Source organism: Amycolatopsis kentuckyensis, from assembly GCF_041679295.1.
GTDB classification, from domain to species: domain Bacteria; phylum Actinomycetota; class Actinomycetes; order Mycobacteriales; family Pseudonocardiaceae; genus Amycolatopsis; species Amycolatopsis kentuckyensis_A.
In genome coordinates this window covers 106,206-123,784 of record NZ_JBGDMD010000007.1, presented here as the reverse complement: position 1 = coordinate 123,784, position 17,579 = coordinate 106,206, and the positions used below count along the sequence as shown (strand labels likewise).

Sequence of the window (17,579 nt, the reverse complement as noted above, 5' to 3'; positions counted from 1 at the left end):
CGTGAAACGCTTCGCCGCCGGCCTGTCCGTGGCCGCGCTCGTCGCCCTGTTCGTGCCCGCCACCGCTTCCGCGAGCTTCGGGACCAATGTCCGCTTCGCGACTTTCAACGCGTCGCTGAACCGCGCGGCCGCCGGGCAGCTGGTGACCGACCTCTCGACGCCGGGCAACGCCCAGGCGCGCGAGGTCGCCGAGGTCGTCCAGCGCAACCGCGCCGACGTCCAGCTGATCAACGAGTTCGACTACGCGCCGGGCAACGCCGCCGCGGACCTGTTCCGGAAGAACTACCTGGCGATCGGGCAGAACGGCGCGAAGCCGATCGACTACCCGTACGCCTACACCGCGCCGGTCAACACGGGCGTCCCGACGGGCTTCGACCTCGACCGCAGCGGTACGGTCGGCGGCGGCAACGACGCCCAGGGCTTCGGTGCCTTCGAGGGCCAGTACGGCCTGCTCGTGCTGTCGAAGTACCCGATCGACCTGGCGCACGTGCGGACGTTCCAGCACTTCCTGTGGAAGGACATGCCCGGCGCGCTGCTGCCGGACGACCCGGCCACGCCGGCGCCGCACGACTGGTACAGCCGCGCGGAGCTGAACGTGCTGCGGCTGTCGTCGAAGTCGCACTGGGACCTGCCGCTGAAGATCGGCCGCTCGACCGTGCACTTCCTCGTCTCGCACCCGACGCCGCCGAGCTTCGACGGCCCGGAGGACCGCAACGGCACCCGCAACAACGACGAGATCCGCTTCTGGGCGGACTACGTCACGCCGGGCAGGGGCGGCTACCTCTACGACGACCGCGGCCACCGCGGCGGCCTGGGGGCTTCGGAGCGGTTCGTGGTCGCGGGGGACAACAACTCCGACCCGCTCGACGGCGACAGCGTCCCGGGCGCGATCGACCAGCTCCTGAACGCGCGCCGGGTGATCCGGACGCACCCGGGCAGCCAGGGCGCGGTGCTGGCCGCGCAGGCCCAGGGCGGTGCCAACGCCGGCCAGAAGAGCGACCCGTTCTACGACACGGGCGACTTCAACGACGTCGCGCCGGGGAACCTGCGGACCGACTACGTGCTGCCGTCGAAGGGCCTGCTGCCGTGGCACGCGGAGGTGTTCTGGCCGGTGCCGTCGGACCCGCTGGCGCGGCTGAACGACGCCTCCGATCACCACTTGGTCCGCGTGGATGTCTTCGTGCCACTACGGTGAGATCATGCGCATCGCGATCCTCGACGACTACCAGGACGTCGCTCTGACCTTCGGTGACTGGGTCTCGCTGAAAGCCGACATAACCGTCTTCACCGAGCCCCTCACCGATGTCGCCGAGCAGCTGCAGGGCTTCGAGGTCGTCGTCGCGATGCGGGAGCGCACCCGCTTCCCGGCCGAGGTGCTCGACCGGCTGCCCGACCTGAAACTGCTGGTCAGCACCGGTCCGCGCAACGCCGCCATCGACCTCCCGGCGGCGAAGCGCAACGGCGTCGTCGTGTCGAGGACCGGCTACCTCGGCGAACCCACCGCCGAGCACACCTGGGCGCTGATCCTGGCCGCGTCGCGGAACCTGCCGCAGGAGTTCCGGTCCATGCGGGAAGGCGGCTGGCAGACGACCGTCGGGACCATGCTGCACGGCAAGACGCTCGGCCTGCTCGGCCTCGGCCGCCTCGGGGCCGGCGCGGCGAAGATCGGGCAGGCCTTCGGCATGGAAACCATCGCCTGGAGCCAGAACCTCACGCCGGAGAAGGCGGCTCCGCACGGCGTCACGGCGGTGTCCAAAGAGGACCTCTTCGCCCGGTCGGACGTGCTTTCGATCCACCTCGTGCTCAGCGGGCGCACCCGCGGCCTGGTCGGCGCGGCCGAGCTCGCCGCGATGAAGTCCAGCGCGTTGCTGGTGAACACCTCGCGCGGTCCGATCGTCGACGAGGCCGCTTTGGTGGACGCGTTGCGGCGCAAGGAGATCCGGGCGGCGGCGCTGGACGTCTACGACGTCGAGCCGTTCCCCGCCGACCATCCACTGAGGACGATGGACAACGCCGTCCTGACCCCGCACCTGGGGTTCGTCGCCCGCGAGACCTACGAGATCTTCTACGGCGACGCGGTCGAGGACATCGCGGCCTACCAGGCGGGGGAACCGATCCGCGTCATGGAGGGTTAGGCGTGCGGCCCGCCGGGGCCCGAGGTCCCCGCACCGGCCCGGCGGCGGGCCCGCACGAGAACCATGACACCACCCGGAAACCGCGCCGGGCAGGGTCCAAAGACCCTGGTGGGGGCGTCCGTTCGGCTGAACGACGGACCCACGCTGGTCGTGAGTGAGAAACAGGGTTAGAACACTGTTTCTCACTCACGAGAACGGGACCGCGTCCGGCGCGCAGGTCGTCCCTTCGGCCGGCGTCGCCAAGTCCGTCAGGTACCGCGTCACAGCCGCCGAGGCGCACGCGCTCGGCGCGTCCAGCGACGTGTGGCCGAACCCGTCGACGACGAGCACCCGGCCGTCGCCCAGCTCGGCCGCCGTCGCCTGGGCGTTGTGCAGCGGCGTCGCCGGGTCGAACCGGTTGTTCAGAACCAGGACCGGGTTCTTCCGCGCCCGGTTCCACGGCCCGGTGTAGCGATCGGGATCGTGCGCCGGCCAGCCCACGCACTGGGCCATCGAGAACACGGAGCCCAGCCCGAAGTACGGCTGACGTGCGCTTTCCCGGGCGGCGAGTGCCGCATAATCCGCGGGTGAGCCAGGGTTGTCGCTGTCGACGCACTGGACCGCCAGGAACGTGGCGGAATGCGTCGGCACGTACGGGTCGAGCACCGGCGTGGCGGGGCCGGAATCCGCCGGCATCGCGGAAAGGGTCTGCGCGAGCCGCTTCCACCGGCCGGACTGGTACAGCGCGCTGTCGACCGTCCGCATCAGGGAGCCGACGCCGGTGGTGCGTGACACCCGCGCGAAGACCCCGGCGAACTTCGCCTTCGGGTCACCGCCGGAGAACGCGCACTTCGGCCCGGCCGCCGCGCACGCGGCGAAGAACTGGTCCAGCTCCTGCTGCTGCGCCCCGGCGACGTCGGCGCGGACGTCGACCGGCTCCTTCTCCTGCCCCGGCCGGCCGGTGGCGTTCGCGACCAGGTCGAGCGTGCCGTCGAGGACCAGCGCGCGCACCTTGTCCGGGAACAGGTTCGCGTACGTGCCGCCCAGGTAGGTGCCGTAGGAGTAGCCGTAGAAGTTCAGCGCCGGATCGCCGACGGCCTGGCGCAGCAGCTCCAGATCGCGGGCCACGTTCGCCGTCGACAGGTGGCTCAGGGTGGCGCCCGAGGCGGCGCAGGCCCGGCCGGTCGCGGCGCTCGCCGCGAAGAACGCGTCCGGCTGCCGCAGCGGCGAGCCCGGCGCGGGCGCGTGGCCGGCACCCGGGCAGCTGATCGGCGTGGACCCGCCGATCCCGCGCGGGTCGAAGCTCACGAGGTCGAACCGGGCCCGGACGTCGGCGGGGTAGCGGTCGGCGAACCGCGTCAGCTCACCGACGCCGTCGGTGCCCGGCCCGCCGAAGTTGAAGAACAGCGAGCCGAGCCGCCGTCCCGGATCGCCCGCCGGCAGCCGGATCACCGAGAGCGTGATCGCCGGACCGTGGGGCTCGCGGTAGCTCAGCGGCACGGACGCGCCCGCGCACTGGAACTTCCCGTGGCACGGCGTCCAGCGCAGCACCGGCGCGGCGGCGCCGTTCGTGCCGAGCGCCGACGGGACCGCGGCCGCGGGCGGGGACGCCGGCGGGGGAGCGGACGCGGCCGATGGCGCGCTGCAGGCGGCGAGCAGGAGCAGCAGCGCGGCGAGGAGCGGCTTCACGCGCTCAATTCCGCCAGGACGGCGTCGGTGTAGCGCGGCCAGACCTCGGCGGCCCACGGGCCGAACGCGCGGTCGGTCAGCGCGACGCAGGCCGCGCCCGCGTCCGGGTCGACCCAGAGGAACGTGCCCGACTGCCCGAAGTGCCCGAAGGTGCGCGGCGAGCTGTTCGCGCCGGTCCAGTGCGGGCTCTTGTGGTCGCGGATCTCGAAGCCGAGGCCCCAGTCGTTGGGCTTCTGGTGCCCGAACCCGGGCAGCACCCCGGAGAGGCCGGGGAACACGACGTCCGTCGCCTCGGCGACGGTGGCCGGGTCGAGCAGCTTGGGGGACTGCAGCTCGGCGGCGAACGCGGCCAGGTCGTCCACAGTGGACACGACGTCGGCGGCGGGCGAGCCGTCGAGCGTGGTGCTCGTCATGCCGAGCGGGGCGAACAGCGCTTCGGCCTGGTACTGCGCGAAGGGGATGCCGGAGTGCTCGGCGAGGGTGTCGGCGAGCACTTCGAACCCGGCGTTGGAGTAGAGCCGCCGCGTGCCGGGCGCGGCCATGGCCTTGTGCGCGTCGAACGCGAGGCCGGAGGTGTGGGCCAGCAGGTGCCGCACGGTCGAGCCCTCGGGCCCGGCCGGGGTGTCCAGCTCGACGACGCCCTCTTCGACCGCGATGAGCGCGGCGTAGGCGGTGAGCGGCTTGCTGACCGAGGCCAGCCGGAACTTCCGCGCGGTGTCGCCGTGGCTGCCCACGACGGTTCCGTTCGCGGACACCACGGCCGTCGCGGCGTTGTCCACCGGCCAGTCCCCGACCAAGCGCACGCTTTCCATGCGCCCACCTTACGAAACGAAGGCCTTCGCACCGGTGTCGGGGACCGGTGCGAAGGCCTTCGCGGGGGTACTGCTCAGGCGTCGAGGTCGGTGGCGACCAGCTGGGCGACCGCTTCCACGGCCTCCTCGGCGCCCTCGCCCTCGGCGCTGATCACGACCTCGTCGCCGTAGCCGGCGGCGAGGGTCATCAGGTTGAGCACGCTGCCGGCGGCCACCGGGCTCCCGCCGGCCTTGGCGATCTGCACCGCGACGGGCTGCGCCGCGGCCGCCTTCGCCACCAGCGCGGCCGGCCTGGCGTGCAGGCCCACCTTGCTCGCCACGGCGACGCGTTTCTCCGGCATGTTCGTCCTCTCGCTTCTGGGGTTTACGTCGGTACGGATGTTACGCGGCGGCGGTGCGCTCGAGGTCCGACTCGATCGAGTCGTCCTCGCGGCCCGGCGTGCGCAGGTTGAACTTGGTGATCGCGAAGCGGAACACCACGTAGTAGATCACGGCGTAGACGAGACCGATCGGGATCAGCAGCCACGGCTTCTGCGCCGCCGGGGCGCCGAAGTTGAGCAGGTAGTCGATCGCGCCGGCCGAGAAGTTGAAGCTCTGGTGGATGCCCAGCGCGTTGCAGATCGCCAGCGAGGTGCCGGTCATGATCGCGTGGAACAGGTACAGCGGCCACGCGACGAACATGAACGAGAACTCGATCGGCTCGGTCACACCGGTGAGGAAGGAGGTCAGCGCGCCGGCGATCATCACACCGCCGACGACCTTCTTCTGCGCCGGGCGGGCCGTCTGCCAGATCGCCAGCGCGGCCGCGGGCAGCGCGAACATGAAGATCGGGAAGAAGCCCGTGGTGAAGGAACCCGCCGACATCTTGCCCGCGACGAAGTTGTTGATGTCGCCGCCGTCGAAGATGAACCACACCGGGACGTTCAGCAACTGGTGCAGACCGACCGGGATGAGCAGGCGGTTCAGCGCGCCGTAGATGCCGCCACCGACGATCGGGGACGCGGTGACCGCGTCACCGGCGGCCTGGATGCCCTGGTCGACCCAGTGGAAGACGAGGCCGAAGATCACGCCGAGGAGCACCATGACGCCCGCGGTGATGATCGGGACGAACCGGCGGCCGCCGAAGAACGCCAGGTAGGCGGGCAGCTTGATGCGATGGTACTTCTGCCACAGCAACGCGGCCACGATGCCGACCACGACACCGGCGAGCACCGAGTACGGCCACTTGATCGGCGCCAGCTCGGTCGCGCCCGCCTTGTAGCCGGGAAGGTCGCTCAGCGGGGCGAACACCTGCACGACGGCGCTGAAGACGAAGAAGCCGACGACCGCCGCGACGGCGGTCGAGCCGTCACCCTTCTTGGCGAAGCCGACGGCGATGCCGACCGCGAACAGCAGCGGCAGCCAGTTGAACAGCGTGCCGCCCGCGGCGCCCAGCACCGAAGCGACCTTGTTCCAGCCGAGGCCGTCCTTGCCGAGCATGTCGTCCTGCCCGAACCGCAGCAGGATGCCCGCCGCCGGGAGCACGGCGATGGGGAGCATGAGGCTACGGCCGAAGCGCTGAAGACCGGCGAGACCGCTGCCGCTCTTCTTCGCCCCCTCCGCGGTGGTGGAGCTCATCTGGATCCTCCATAGTGGGGTGGTTGACCGGGTTCCGGGGTGTTCCGGTCCAACTGCATGGTCACCTGGTAGTGATCTCCCCGGTACCAGGACGTGATGTCTTCGATCGGGTCCCCGCCTGCGCTGGAGACCCGGCGGAACACGAGCAGGGGGCTGCCGGCGCGCATGCCGAGCAACCGGGCCGTCTCGCGGTCCGCTCCTTCGGCCCAGACCGTCTGCCACGCCTGGTCGGGACGCACGTCGTACGTCTCGGCCAGCTGCGCGTAGATGGACTGGGTCAGGTCGAGCTCGAGCAGGCCGGGAGCCCGGCCCGCGTGGTACCAGCCCCGTTCGACGGCCAGGGGTACACCGTCGGCGTGGCGCAACCGCACCAGGTGGTGCGCGGGGGCGCCCTCGGTGAGGCCGAGGGCGTGCGCCGACGCGGTGGGCGGGACCTCGGTGGCCGCGGAGACCACCTCGGTCGTCGGGGTCAGCCCCCGCCGCCGCATGTCGTCGGTGAACGACATCAGGTACAGCTGCAGCTCCATCCGCCGGGCGGCGGTGAAGGTGCCCTTGCCGCGCACCCGGGCGAGCAGGCCCTCCTCGACCAGCTTGCCGATCGCCGATCTGACCGTGAGCCGCGACACGCCGTAGCGCTGGGCGAGCTCGCGTTCCGACGGGATCGGCGCGCCGGGCGGGAGCTCCCGTTCCACCGTGCGGCGGAGGATCTCGCGCAGCTGGGCGTGCTTGGGCGTGGGCCCGTTGACGACCCGGTCGGGTGGCGGGACGTGCGCGGCCGCGCTCATCGGCGTCACCCTCCTCGTTCTCCGGCACCGGGGGACCGGTGCTCGCGTCCGGCCCGGAACATTGGTACGTTCCGGTCTAGACCAATGATCTGATGGGGCAGGATGCTCCGCCGTGCGGACGGGTGTCAACCACCGTTATCCGTTCGTGGCCCGCGGCGGGGTGCATGCCGACGAACGGCGTAGTACAGGTGGACACGCGGTTCGCGTCAGGTTGGGAACAAACAGTGATCAAGGAGACCGCGATGGCGGATGACAGGCCCGAAAAGATCCTCGCCGCACTCGGCGGCACGGAGAACCTCACCGAGATCGAGGGCTGCATCACGCGGCTGCGCTGCGAGGTCGAGGACATGAGCCTCGTCGACGAAGCGGCGCTGAAGAAGGCCGGCGCGATGGGGGTCGTGAAGATGGGGTCGACGGCGCTGCAGGTGATCGTCGGGCCGGAGGCGGACACGATCGCCAGCGACATCGAGGACCTGCTGTGAGCCTGGAGATCCTCAGCCCGGTCGCCGGGCGCGTGGTGCCGATCACGGAGGTCCCGGACCCGGTGTTCGCGCAGGCCATGGTGGGCCCGGGCATCGCGGTGCAGCCCTCGGGCGGGCGGTCGGACGCGGTCGCGCCGGTCGACGGCACGGTCGCGACGCTGCACCCGCACGCCTACGTCGTGGCGACCGAAGACGGCAAGGCCGTGCTGGTCCACCTCGGGATCGACACGGTCAAGGAGAAGGGCGAGGGCTTCACGCTGCACGTCGTCAAGGGCGAGCAGGTGCGGGCCGGCCAGCCGATCGTCAGCTGGGACCCGGAAGCGGTGACCGCGGCGGGTTATTCGGCGATCGTCCCGGTCGTCGCGCTGGACGCCTCGGCGGACGTTCTGTCCGGTTTGGACGCCGAGCGCGACGTCGCGGCCGGCGAGAAGCTCTTCGGCTGGGACGCCTGAGTTCTTCCTGTCACACGGAGAGCCCTTGTGGACGGTGTCCGTCCACAAGGGCTCTCCGGCGTTGCCGGCCCGTCAGCCGGCGACGACCTTCCCGTTCTCGACCTTGACCGGCACGCTCGGCAGCGGCTTGTTCGCCGGACCCTGCTTGACCTCCCCGGTGAGGGCGTTGAACACCGAGCCGTGGCACGGGCAGACGAGGTCGGCACCCTTCGGCGTGACCGTGCAGCCCTGGTGCGTGCAGATGGCGCTGAAGGCGGCGCAGGCGGATTCGGACGTCCGGGCCACGATCACGTCGGAGCCGTCCGGGGCCTTGGCGGCCTTCGCCTGCCCGACCGGGACGTCGGCGAGCGCGACCAGCGGCGTCCCGGCGGCGATCGGCGCCTGCGCGGTGCCGGACTTGGCGTCGTCCGACGAGCAGGCGGTGAGCGCGACGGCGCCGACGGCGGCACCGGCGACGGCGGCACCCGTGGTCAGGACGGTGCGGCGGGAGTGCAGTTCGGCAGTCATGCCCTTATGAACGAGATCGGCACCGCATCGGTTCAATCCGCGGTGAACCCGATCGGCCCCTGTTCCGTGTATGTACCCGAGTGGGTGTGGAGTGGAGGAACGATCATGGTGGGTTGGGTTCTGCGCATCGTCGTGGCGGCCGCGTTGCTGGGCTCGGCGGGCGTGCACTACTTCTTGTGGACCGAGGACTACCCGGGGATCGTCGGGCCGTTGTTCCTGCTCGACGCGATCGGCGGCCTGGTCATCGCGATCGCGGTGCTGGCCTGGCGGCACTGGCTGCCGGCGCTGGGCGCGGTCGGGTTCGGTGTCCTGACGCTCGGCGCGTACGTGCTGGCCGCGACGGTCGGGTTCGCCGGGAACCACGACCAGTTCAACAGCCAGCCGGAGTACTGGGGCGTGATCACGGAGGCGGTCTGCATCGTCGGCGGCCTCGCGCTGCTGTTCGTGAAGGACCGGCGCCGGATCTCGGCCTGAGTTCGTGGGGGAAGTCGCCGAAGACGCGCTGATGCGCGCGCTCCACGAGGAGCACGCGGCCGCGCTGTGGTCGTACGCGCTCCACCTGACGTCCGGGGACCGGATCCGGGCCGAGGACGTCGTCCAGGAGACGCTGCTGCGCGCGTGGCGGTCGACGACGGTGCTGGACCAGTCGACGGGCTCGGCGCGGGCGTGGCTGTTCACGGTCGCGCGGCGCATCGCGATCGACGGCTGGCGCTCGGCGTCGGCCCGCTCGGAGGTGGTGACCGACCAGCCGCCGGAACGGGCGGTCGCGGACGGCACCGACCGCGCGGTCCAGGGCTGGCTGGTGGCCGAGGCGCTCGCGGAGCTGTCGGAACGGCACCGCGAGGTGCTGCTCCTGTGTTACTTCCAGGGCTATTCAGTGGCGGACGCGGCACAGCGGCTGGGAGTGGCCGAAGGGACGGTCAAGTCGCGCACGCACTACGCGTTGCGCGCCCTGCGCCTGGTGCTCGAGGAGAGGGGGGTGACCCAGTGAGCGAGGACCCGTTCGCGACGTTCGACGCGGCGTACGTCCTCGGGGCGCTGTCCCCCGAGGACCGCCAGCGCTTCGAGGCGCACTTGCGGACGTGCGACCGCTGCGCGGCCTCGGTGCGCGACCTGGCGGGGCTGCCGGGGTTGCTGGCGAGGGTGGACGCCCCGGCGGTCGCGCCCGAGTTGTCGGCACCCCCGCCGGACCTGCTGCCGACGGTGCTCCGGCGCGTCCGCCGAGGCCGCCGGATCCGCTGGGCGGTGACGTCGGTGTCGGCGGCGCTGGCGGTCTCGGCGTGCGTGGCACTGGCGGTGGTGGCGTCGGCGCCTCCCCCGTCCCCGGGGATCGCGATGACGGCGCTGGGCCAGTTCCCGGTCCGCGCGGACGCCCGGCTGGACGCGTTCGAGTGGGGCACGCAGGTCGACATGTCGTGCAGCTACACGGGCGACCGCAGCAGCGGCGAGTACGTCCTGGTGGCGATTTCGCATTCCGGGGCGGAGACCCAGCTGGCGACGTGGAAGGCGGTCCCGGACAACACGGCCCGGATCGTGATCGGGACGGCGTTGAAGAGGGCGGACCTGGCGGCGTTGGAGGTGCGCGGGGGGAGTGGGCGCCCGTTGCTGCGGTTGACGTTGTGACGGGGTGGGGCTCGTCCGGGACGCAGGGGGTCCCGGACGAGCCTCTTGCTTTTTGGTCGCCGGTTCCGGCACACGTGTGCCGTGCGTTGCGGTTGTCGCCCACAGGAGTGAATTCAGGGCAGGAGCGTCGCGAACGGTCCGTTCGCGACGCTCGGCATTTGCCCTGGTCAGCCGGTTCGCGGCAGCCTGGGTTCATGCCTTTGCCGATCTTGCTCATGGCCGCCGCGGCGGCCACCGCACCCGTCACCGCCAGCGCGCTCGACCGGGCCCGGGCCCCGATCCCGCGCAGGCCGGCGGCCGTCCTGACCACGCTCGCAACCGCGGCGGCCACCGTCCGCTGGGCGTCCGGGGCTTGGCCGACGTGGTGGCTGCCGGTTCCGGTTGTCCTCGCGGTCGTCGCCGTCCCGCTCGTCCTCGCCGATCTACGCCACCTGCGCCTCCCCGATGTGCTCACGTTGCCCGCCTACCCGCTGTTCGGTGCCGCGATCGGAGCGGCGGCGCTGGGCGGTGGCGGCCCGTCGCTGGCGGCGCGTGCGGTCTTTGGCGCGCTGCTGTTCGGCGGCGCACATGCGCTGGTGGCCCGCCTGGCGCCGGGCAGTCTGGGCGCGGGCGACGTGAAGCTGTCCGGCAGCCTGGGCATGGTCCTGGGCGCGGCGGGCTGGCCCACCCTCGCGTTGGCGGCGGTCCTGGCGGCGTTGTTCAGCTTGGCCCTCGCAACCGCGACGAGCGCGCACCAACGACGGGCAACCGCCCGAGCACTCCGCGCGACCGCACTTCACCCGGCCGCAGCCGACCCGCGACCAGCGCCCACCCCGCACTCAGCGAGGCTCTCCGTCGACCTGCACCCAGCCGGTCCGGCACCGCCGGCAACCGGTCCGCGACCAGCGCCCAACCCACACCCAGCCGACCCCACGCCGCCGGAACCTGCCAGCCACCAGGCCACACCACCGCCACCCGCCCCAGCCCGGAACCCCACGCCAACCTCCCGACCAGCGCCCACCCCACCCCCCACTGCTCCCTTCAGCGGCCCCCGCGTGCCGCACGGTCCCGCCCTCCTCGCCGCCACCTGGCTGTGCGCCCTCTTCCCGGGTGCGCCATGACCGGAACACTCTTCGGGCCCGCCCGGCCCCCGTGACAGGATTGAGCCCATGTTGCGCTGGATCACCGCAGGTGAATCGCACGGACCCGCGCTGGCCGCCGTGCTCGAAGGCATGCCCGCCGGCGTCGGCGTCACCACCGCCGACGTCACCGAGCAGCTCGCCCGGCGCCGCCTCGGCTTCGGGCGCAGCCCGCGGATGGGCTTCGAGACCGACCACATCGACTTCCTCGGCGGCGTCCGCCACGGCCTCACCCAGGGCGGCCCGGTCGCGATCCAGATCGAGAACGCCGAGTGGCCCAAGTGGGAGCAGGTCATGGCGGCCGACCCGGTCGACCCGCAGATCCTCGAAGGCCTCGCCCGCAACGAACCGCTCACCCGCCCGCGCCCCGGCCACGCCGACCTGCCCGGCATGCAGAAGTACGGCTTCGAAGAGGCCCGCCCCGTCCTCGAGCGCGCCAGCGCCCGCGAGACGGCTTCGCGGACCGCGCTCGGCACCGTCGCGCGGAACTTCCTGAAGCAGCTGCTCGGCGTCGAGATCCTCAGCCACGTCGTCTCGATCGGCGGCGCGGACGCCCCCGAGGGGCCCCTCCCGCAGCCGGGCGACCTCGCCGCCATCGACGAAAGCCCGGTGCGCGCCTTCAGCCAGGAAGGCACCGACGCCATGGTCGCCGAGGTCGACGCCGTGCGGAAGGCGGGCGACACCGTCGGCGGCGTCATCGAGGTCCTCGCCTACGGCCTCCCGCCGGGCCTCGGCTCGCACGTCCACTGGGACCGCCGGCTCGACGCCCGCCTCGCCGGCGCGCTGATGGGTGTCCAGGCGATGAAGGGCGTCGAGGTCGGCGACGGCTTCACCACCGCCCGTCGCTGGGGCAGCCAGGCCCACGACGAGATCGACCGCGGCACCGGACCGGTCGGCGTCACCCGCCGGTCCAACCGCGCGGGCGGCCTCGAAGGCGGCATCACCAACGGCGAGCCGCTGCGGGTGCGCGTCGCGATGAAACCGATCTCGACCGTCCCCAAAGCACTGTCCACAGTGGACGTAAAGACCGGCGAGCCGGCCGTCGCCATCCACCAGCGGTCGGACGTCTGCGCCGTGCCGCGCGCCGGCGTCGTGCTCGAGTCGGTCGTGGCGCTCGTCCTCGCCGACGCCGCGCTCGAGAAGTTCGGCGGCGACTCCCTCGCGGAGAGCAAGCGCAACGCCGAGGCGTACCTGAAGGCCCTCGAGGAGCGCTGGTGAGCCCTCGCGCGGTGGTCGTCGGCCCGCCCGGCTCGGGCAAGAGCACCGTCGGCCCGCTGCTCGCCCGGGCGCTCGGCGTCGAATTCCGCGACAGCGACGACGACATCGTCGCGCGCGCCGGGCGCAGCATCGCCGACATCTTCGCGGAAGACGGCGAACCCGCTTTCCGCGCGCTGGAAGAAGAAGCCGTCGCGACGGCGCTGGCGGAGCACGAGGGCGTGCTCTCCCTCGGCGGCGGCGCGCCGCTCACCCCTGGCACCCGCGCGCGGCTGGCCGAGCACACCGTCGTGTTCCTCAACGTCGGCCTCGCGGCCGGCGTGCAGCGCACCGGGTTGTCGAGTGCGCGGCCCCTGCTGGCCGGGGTGAACCCCCGCGCCACGTTCAAGAAACTGCTCGACGAGCGGGTGCCCGTCTACCGTGAGGTCGCCACCGTCGAGGTCGTCACCGACGACCGGACGCCCGCCGAGATCGTCGCGGACCTCGCCGCGCGGCTCGCCCCCGCCGAAGCCAAGGAGTGATCTTCCCCGTGTCCGATCCGGTGCGCATCCCGGTCGCCACTGCCCATCCCTACGACGTCGTGGTCGGCCGCGGCCTGCTCGGCGACCTCACCGCGCGGCTGGCCGACGCCTCGAAGATCGCGCTGATCCACCCGCCGACGCTGACCACCACGGCCGAGGCCATCCGCGAGGAGCTGATCGCGGCCGGGCTCGACGCGCACCGCGTCGAAATCCCCGACGCCGAGGACGGCAAGGCGCTGACGGTCGCCAGCTTCTGCTGGGAGGTGCTCGGCCGGATCGGGCTGGACCGGCGCGGGGTGGTCGTCGGGCTCGGCGGCGGTGCCGTCACCGACCTCGCCGGGTTCGTCGCGGGCACGTGGATGCGCGGGGTCCGGCTGATCAACGTGCCGACGACGCTGCTCGGCATGGTCGACGCCGCGGTCGGCGGCAAGACCGGCATCAACACCGAGGCGGGCAAGAACCTCGTCGGCGTGTTCCACGAGCCGAGCGCGGTGTTCGTCGACCTCGCGACGCTGGAGACGCTCCCGCCGAACGAGCTCGTCGCCGGGATGGCCGAGGTCGTGAAGACGGGCTTCATCGCCGACCCGCGGATCCTCGAGCTGATCGAGGCCGACCCGGCCGCCGCGCTCGACCCGGCCGGCGAAGTGCTGGGCGAGCTGGTCCGCCGCTCGATCCAGGTCAAGGCCGACGTCGTCGCCGCCGACCTGCGCGAGTCGGACCTGCGGGAGATCCTGAACTACGGGCACACGCTCGGCCACGCCATCGAGCGCCGCGAGCGGTACCGGTGGCGCCACGGCGCCGCGGTGAGCGTCGGGCTGGTGTTCGCCGCCGAGCTGGCGCGCCTGGCCGGGCGCCTCGACGACGCGACGGCCGAGCGCCACGCGTCGGTGCTCAAGCTGCTCGGCCTGCCGACGACGTACGACGCCGACGCGTTGCCGCAGCTGCTGGAAACCATGAAGGGCGACAAGAAAACCCGCTCGGGGGTGCTGCGGTTCGTCGTGCTCGACGCGCTGGGCAAGCCCGGCCGGCTCGAGGGCCCGGACCCGGCGCTGCTCGCCGCCGCGTACTCGGCGATCGCTGCCGACTCCCCGAAGGCCGGCGGGAGCGTGCTGCTGTGAAGGCGTTCGTGTTCAACGGCCCCAACCTCGGCCGGCTCGGCAAGCGCGAGCCGTCGGTCTACGGCTCGACCACCCACGACGACCTCGCGGCGCTGTGCGTCAAGACGGGGGAGGAGCTGGGCATCGAGGTCGAGGTCCGGCAGACCGACCACGAGGGCGAACTGGTCGGCTGGCTGCACGAAGCGGCCGACGGCGGCAACCCGGTGGTGCTGAACGCGGGAGCGTGGACGCACTACTCGATCGCGGTGCGCGACGCCGCGGCGCAGCTGTCCGCGCCGCTGATCGAGCTGCACATCTCGAACGTGCACAAGCGGGAGGCGTTCCGGCACCACAGCGTGCTGTCGGACATCGCGACCGCGGTGATCGCGGGCCTCGGCGTCGACGGCTACCCGCTCGCCCTGCGGTGGCTCGCCGCGCACCCGGGATGACGTTCCCGACGCTGACGACGGCGCGCCTGACGCTGCGCCGGCTGGTCGAGGCCGACCGCGAAGCCGTGGTGAAGGTGTTCTCCGACCCGGAGATGAGCCGGTTCTTCGCGGCGGACTTTTCCGACCCGGCCGCGGCGAGCGCGATGGTCGACCGCCGCCTGTCCTACCGAGGTCCGGCCGGGCAGGGCCACTGGGTGGTCGAGCACGCCGGCGAGGTGATCGGCGTCGCGCACCTGCGCCCGTCGTCGGAACTGCCGGGCGGAGTGGCCGAGCTGGGCTACTACATCGCGAGCGCGCACGCGGGCCAGGGCCTGGCGACCGAGGCGGCGCAGGCGGTCCTGGACCACGGCCTCGACGCGCTCGGGCTCCCGGCGGTCTGGGCATTGGTGCACGAGGACAACGCGGCAAGCCGAAAGGTGGCCGCGCGCTTGGGTTTCCTCGACGTGGGCAGCGGCATCCACTACGGCGACCTGCACCGGGTGCTGGTCGCGCCGGCGCCGGTGGCCGGGCGGCCGCACCACATCGAGCTGTGGGTGCCGGACTTGGCGGAGGCGGAGCAAAGCTGGGGTTGGCTGCTGGGCGAGTTGGGCTGGCGAGAGTTCCAGCGTTGGCCGGCGGGAGTCAGCTGGCGCCGCGGCGGCACGTACTTGGTGGTCGAAGCGTCCCCGGCGATGAGCGCTCGAGCCCACGAGCGCACGCGGCCGGGGTTGAACCACTTGGCGCTCCACGTGGCGACTCGCGCCGAGGTGGACGCGTTGACCGAGCGAGCAGAGGACAACGGCTGGCGTCCGATGTTCGCCGACCGCTACCCGTACGCAGGTGGGGAAGCGCATTACGCGGCGTATCTCGAGAACGAGGCCGGCTTCGAGGTCGAGCTGGTCGCGCTCGAGGGCCCACCGGCAGGAAGTTGAGCTTCGACCCGCGGCCCTGAACGCGGCGAAGTCCGAGGATGCCGTGATCCGTTGCCGTTGCCGTTGCCGTTGCCGTTGCCGGTCCGGGTGCCGGTGCCGGTCCCCTGTGGCGCGGTGCAGTGCGGCGCGGACGCGGCGCCGGATCGCAGCGAACTCCCGGCAACTGTCTTGAATGACTCATTCAGGACCTCCGAAGACCTGAATGAGTCATTCAAGACACCGAAAGCCCCCGCATCCGGCCGCGGAGCGCGGCGAAGCCCGCGCACCGGGTGGCAGCTCCGCTCGGCGAGGGCCAACTCCCCAAGCCGCACTTCTCGCACCCGGCCGCGTTGCGCAGCGAAGCCCGCGCCCCGGCCGCGGAGCGCGGCGAAGCCCGCGCCCGGCCGCGTCGTCACCTTGCTTGACCGGCCCATACCCCGAAAACCCTTACCCCGCCCGCGATCTTGAGCCCGACCGAGGGACCGTCGACCAGGCGTGCCGTCACCCGATCGATTCAGCTCTCGCTACACTCCGGTGTCGTGCGCCCGTCTCGTCGTGCCTTGCTCGCCAGTGTTCTGGCCGGGCTGCTCGTTGCGGGGTGCACCGAGGGTTACGCCCAGCCCCAAGCCGCGGGGGAGAAACCCGCCATCGCCGGCGGGAAAACCGACGAAAAGCCGCGGCCCGTCGATGTCAAGCTCGGTTCGGGTGACCCCCGGCAGAGTGGTGGTGTGATCGCCGCCGGTGGGGCGGACGCCGTCTACAACTACGGGCCCTCCGTCATGCTCGATCGGGGGCAGACCCGGATGTGGTGGTGCAGCCAGTACGGCGGCGCCGGGCCCGCCGGGGACGACATCCTCTACGCCCAGGCCCAGTCGATCGACGGGCCGTTCGCGGGGCCCGGGGACGGGATCCCGGCCGCCGTCTTCTCCGGGGCGCCCGGGCAGTTCGACGGCATGCACACCTGCGACCCGTCCGTCCTGCGCGTCGGCACGACCTACTACCTCTACTACACCGGGGCCGCGGGCGATCACGCGCTCGGCAACGCCGTCGGGCTCGCCACCAGCCAGGACGGCGTCCACTGGACCCGCGCCGCCGGCGGGAAACCGATCCTCGGGCCGTCGCACGACGTGCACCGCGACAACGTCTACGGCGCCGGCCAGCCCTCGGCCGTCTACCTCGACGGCTGGTTCTACCTCATGTTCACCGACACCACCGGCCGCGCCGCGGCGTGGAACGGGGCCGGGCAGTTCGTGCTGCGGTCGCGCGATCCCGCGTTCGGCTCGGGGGTGCAGGCGCTCGACGTCGGCGGGTTCGTGCCGGTCGCGACGACGTCGGCGCCGCGTGGGCGTTCGGTCGTCGAAGGGTTCAGCGCCGACCTGATGTGGGTGGGCGCGCTGGACGCGTTCGTCATCGCGCACGAGACCGACACCGGAACCACGCTGACTTTCTGGACCGCCGACTTCACCGAGAACCCGTACCGGCCGGTGGTCATCCCGGGCCCGTGGAAGGAAGGGCCGGGGCTGGTGCGCCGCGCCGACGGGCACGCGCCGCTGTCGTCGGCCGCGCCGTGCGACCGGGTGCCGCTCGACGTCGTGCGCGCGACCACGATCGGCTCCGCCGGTGCGCCGACCGACCTGCGGCACTACGGGCTCGACCTGCTGGGCAGCCAGGCCTGCGCGAATCCGGGCCGGGTAGCGGCGACGTTCGACGGCGTGACGATGCCCTCGCCCGACCGCACGATGGACCTGGTCCGCGCCGGGCAGAAGGTGCGGGTCGACCGGCGCGGGGTCGCCGCGGCCCTGGCCGGGGAGCTGCTGGAGAAGGAGCCGCCCGAGGTGGCGGCGCTCCCGGTGGCGACGCGGCTGCGCTCCGGCGCGGAGGCGGTGCAAGCGCCGGGCCGAGGGCTGGCGCTGGTCCTCGACGACCGCCGCCTGTGGCGCATCCCGGACGGCGGGATCGTGGCCGGCAACGGCTCGACGGCCCGCCCGCTGACGGACGCCCAGTGGGACGGCTCCCCGCAAGGCCCCTCACTGGTCGGCTGACGCGGGGGAAGCAGGTTCGACCAGCGGCGGGACCGGCGGCCGGCGAGGCACCACGCCGAACGCCGGGAGCAGTGCTAGGCGCGGGGGTTCTCGCTGCGAGGCCGGATCCGGGGAGACGGCCGGGGCGCGAGACCTTCGCCGGCAGTCCGGACGCGGGGGTGCGGCC

The 17,579-nt window shown here is 72.5% G+C and carries 20 protein-coding genes; 14 read left to right on the top strand and 6 right to left on the bottom strand.

Translation table 11 applies throughout. From position 1 onward, the window contains the following. The first annotated feature begins 1 nt into the window (after position 1). Together ACERZO_RS29440 and ACERZO_RS29435 are read left to right on the top strand one after the other, a co-directional pair. Complete coding sequence (locus tag ACERZO_RS29440) at positions 2-1,195, top strand: endonuclease/exonuclease/phosphatase family protein (protein ID WP_372668027.1); 1,194 nt, start codon at positions 2-4, stop codon at positions 1,193-1,195. A 4-nt stretch (positions 1,196-1,199) separates the two neighbouring features. Further along, complete coding sequence (locus ACERZO_RS29435) at positions 1,200-2,135, top strand: D-2-hydroxyacid dehydrogenase family protein (protein WP_372668026.1); 936 nt, start codon at positions 1,200-1,202, stop codon at positions 2,133-2,135. Between the two features lie 186 nt (positions 2,136-2,321). Here ACERZO_RS29435 and ACERZO_RS29430 read toward each other — a convergent pair whose 3' ends face one another. From ACERZO_RS29430 to ACERZO_RS29410, 5 genes are all read right to left on the bottom strand, one after another. After that, the gene (locus ACERZO_RS29430; RefSeq protein ID WP_372668025.1) at positions 2,322-3,803 is read right to left on the bottom strand and encodes an alpha/beta hydrolase; all 1,482 of its coding nucleotides are present in this window, start codon (positions 3,801-3,803) and stop codon (positions 2,322-2,324) included. Continuing rightward, positions 3,800-4,615: a serine hydrolase domain-containing protein gene (locus tag ACERZO_RS29425; protein ID WP_372668024.1), complete on the bottom strand. Its 816-nt coding sequence runs from the start codon at positions 4,613-4,615 to the stop codon at positions 3,800-3,802. Before ACERZO_RS29425 ends, ACERZO_RS29430 begins: the two co-directional genes overlap by 4 nt. A 74-nt stretch (positions 4,616-4,689) precedes the next feature. Beyond that, entirely contained in the window at positions 4,690-4,956 is a 267-nt protein-coding gene (locus ACERZO_RS29420; RefSeq protein ID WP_013224593.1) for an HPr family phosphocarrier protein, read from the bottom strand. 40 nt (positions 4,957-4,996) lie between these two features. After that, the gene (locus ACERZO_RS29415) at positions 4,997-6,232 is read right to left on the bottom strand and encodes a PTS transporter subunit EIIC (RefSeq protein WP_372668023.1); all 1,236 of its coding nucleotides are present in this window, start codon (positions 6,230-6,232) and stop codon (positions 4,997-4,999) included. After that, positions 6,229-7,017, bottom strand: a complete 789-nt coding sequence (locus ACERZO_RS29410) for a GntR family transcriptional regulator (RefSeq protein ID WP_086678278.1) — start codon at positions 7,015-7,017, stop codon at positions 6,229-6,231. The genes ACERZO_RS29415 and ACERZO_RS29410 overlap by 4 nt, the downstream gene beginning before the upstream one ends. 242 nt (positions 7,018-7,259) lie before the next feature. Between ACERZO_RS29410 and ACERZO_RS29405 the strand changes: the two genes are divergently transcribed. Together ACERZO_RS29405 and ACERZO_RS29400 are read left to right on the top strand one after the other, a co-directional pair. Further along, positions 7,260-7,499: a glucose PTS transporter subunit EIIB gene (locus tag ACERZO_RS29405; protein WP_372668022.1), complete on the top strand. Its 240-nt coding sequence runs from the start codon at positions 7,260-7,262 to the stop codon at positions 7,497-7,499. Then, the gene (locus ACERZO_RS29400; RefSeq protein ID WP_364446486.1) at positions 7,496-7,951 is read left to right on the top strand and encodes a PTS sugar transporter subunit IIA; all 456 of its coding nucleotides are present in this window, start codon (positions 7,496-7,498) and stop codon (positions 7,949-7,951) included. The genes ACERZO_RS29405 and ACERZO_RS29400 overlap by 4 nt, the downstream gene beginning before the upstream one ends. Positions 7,952-8,023: 72 nt before the next feature. On the opposite strand, the gene ACERZO_RS29395 is transcribed toward ACERZO_RS29400, so the two are convergent. After that, complete coding sequence (locus tag ACERZO_RS29395; protein ID WP_372668021.1) at positions 8,024-8,458, bottom strand: QcrA and Rieske domain-containing protein; 435 nt, start codon at positions 8,456-8,458, stop codon at positions 8,024-8,026. Positions 8,459-8,563: 105 nt separating this feature from the next. Between ACERZO_RS29395 and ACERZO_RS29390 the strand changes: the two genes are divergently transcribed. The 10 genes from ACERZO_RS29390 (at position 8,564) to ACERZO_RS29345 (ending at position 17,413) form a co-directional block, all read left to right on the top strand. Further along, positions 8,564-8,932 carry a hypothetical protein gene (locus ACERZO_RS29390; protein ID WP_372668020.1) on the top strand — a complete coding sequence of 123 codons (369 nt, stop codon included), beginning with the start codon at positions 8,564-8,566 and terminating at the stop codon, positions 8,930-8,932. 4 nt (positions 8,933-8,936) lie between these two features. After that, a complete protein-coding gene (locus ACERZO_RS29385; RefSeq protein ID WP_086678273.1) occupies positions 8,937-9,449 on the top strand; it encodes a sigma-70 family RNA polymerase sigma factor in 513 nt (170 codons plus the stop codon). Continuing rightward, on the top strand, positions 9,446-10,081 hold the full coding sequence (locus ACERZO_RS29380; protein WP_372668019.1) for an anti-sigma factor family protein: 636 nt from the start codon (positions 9,446-9,448) through the stop codon (positions 10,079-10,081). The genes ACERZO_RS29385 and ACERZO_RS29380 overlap by 4 nt, the downstream gene beginning before the upstream one ends. Positions 10,082-10,275: 194 nt before the next feature. Then, entirely contained in the window at positions 10,276-11,181 is a 906-nt protein-coding gene (locus ACERZO_RS29375; protein ID WP_372668018.1) for a prepilin peptidase, read from the top strand. Between the two features lie 48 nt (positions 11,182-11,229). Beyond that, positions 11,230-12,417 (top strand): chorismate synthase, encoded by a 1,188-nt coding sequence (gene aroC / locus ACERZO_RS29370; protein WP_372668017.1) that lies wholly within the window; start codon positions 11,230-11,232, stop codon positions 12,415-12,417. Continuing rightward, positions 12,414-12,935 (top strand): shikimate kinase, encoded by a 522-nt coding sequence (locus tag ACERZO_RS29365; RefSeq protein ID WP_372668016.1) that lies wholly within the window; start codon positions 12,414-12,416, stop codon positions 12,933-12,935. The genes aroC and ACERZO_RS29365 overlap by 4 nt, the downstream gene beginning before the upstream one ends. 8 nt (positions 12,936-12,943) lie before the next feature. Next, the gene (gene aroB, locus ACERZO_RS29360) at positions 12,944-14,053 is read left to right on the top strand and encodes a 3-dehydroquinate synthase (RefSeq protein ID WP_372668015.1); all 1,110 of its coding nucleotides are present in this window, start codon (positions 12,944-12,946) and stop codon (positions 14,051-14,053) included. Next, on the top strand, positions 14,050-14,481 hold the full coding sequence (gene aroQ, locus ACERZO_RS29355) for a type II 3-dehydroquinate dehydratase (RefSeq protein WP_086671145.1): 432 nt from the start codon (positions 14,050-14,052) through the stop codon (positions 14,479-14,481). The genes aroB and aroQ overlap by 4 nt, the downstream gene beginning before the upstream one ends. Beyond that, positions 14,478-15,392, top strand: coding sequence for a GNAT family N-acetyltransferase (locus ACERZO_RS29350; protein ID WP_372668014.1), 915 nt, complete (start codon positions 14,478-14,480; stop codon positions 15,390-15,392). The genes aroQ and ACERZO_RS29350 overlap by 4 nt, the downstream gene beginning before the upstream one ends. Before the next feature lie 539 nt (positions 15,393-15,931). Then, a complete protein-coding gene (locus ACERZO_RS29345; RefSeq protein WP_372668013.1) occupies positions 15,932-17,413 on the top strand; it encodes a beta-xylosidase in 1,482 nt (493 codons plus the stop codon). The last annotated feature ends 166 nt before the right edge of the window (positions 17,414-17,579 follow it).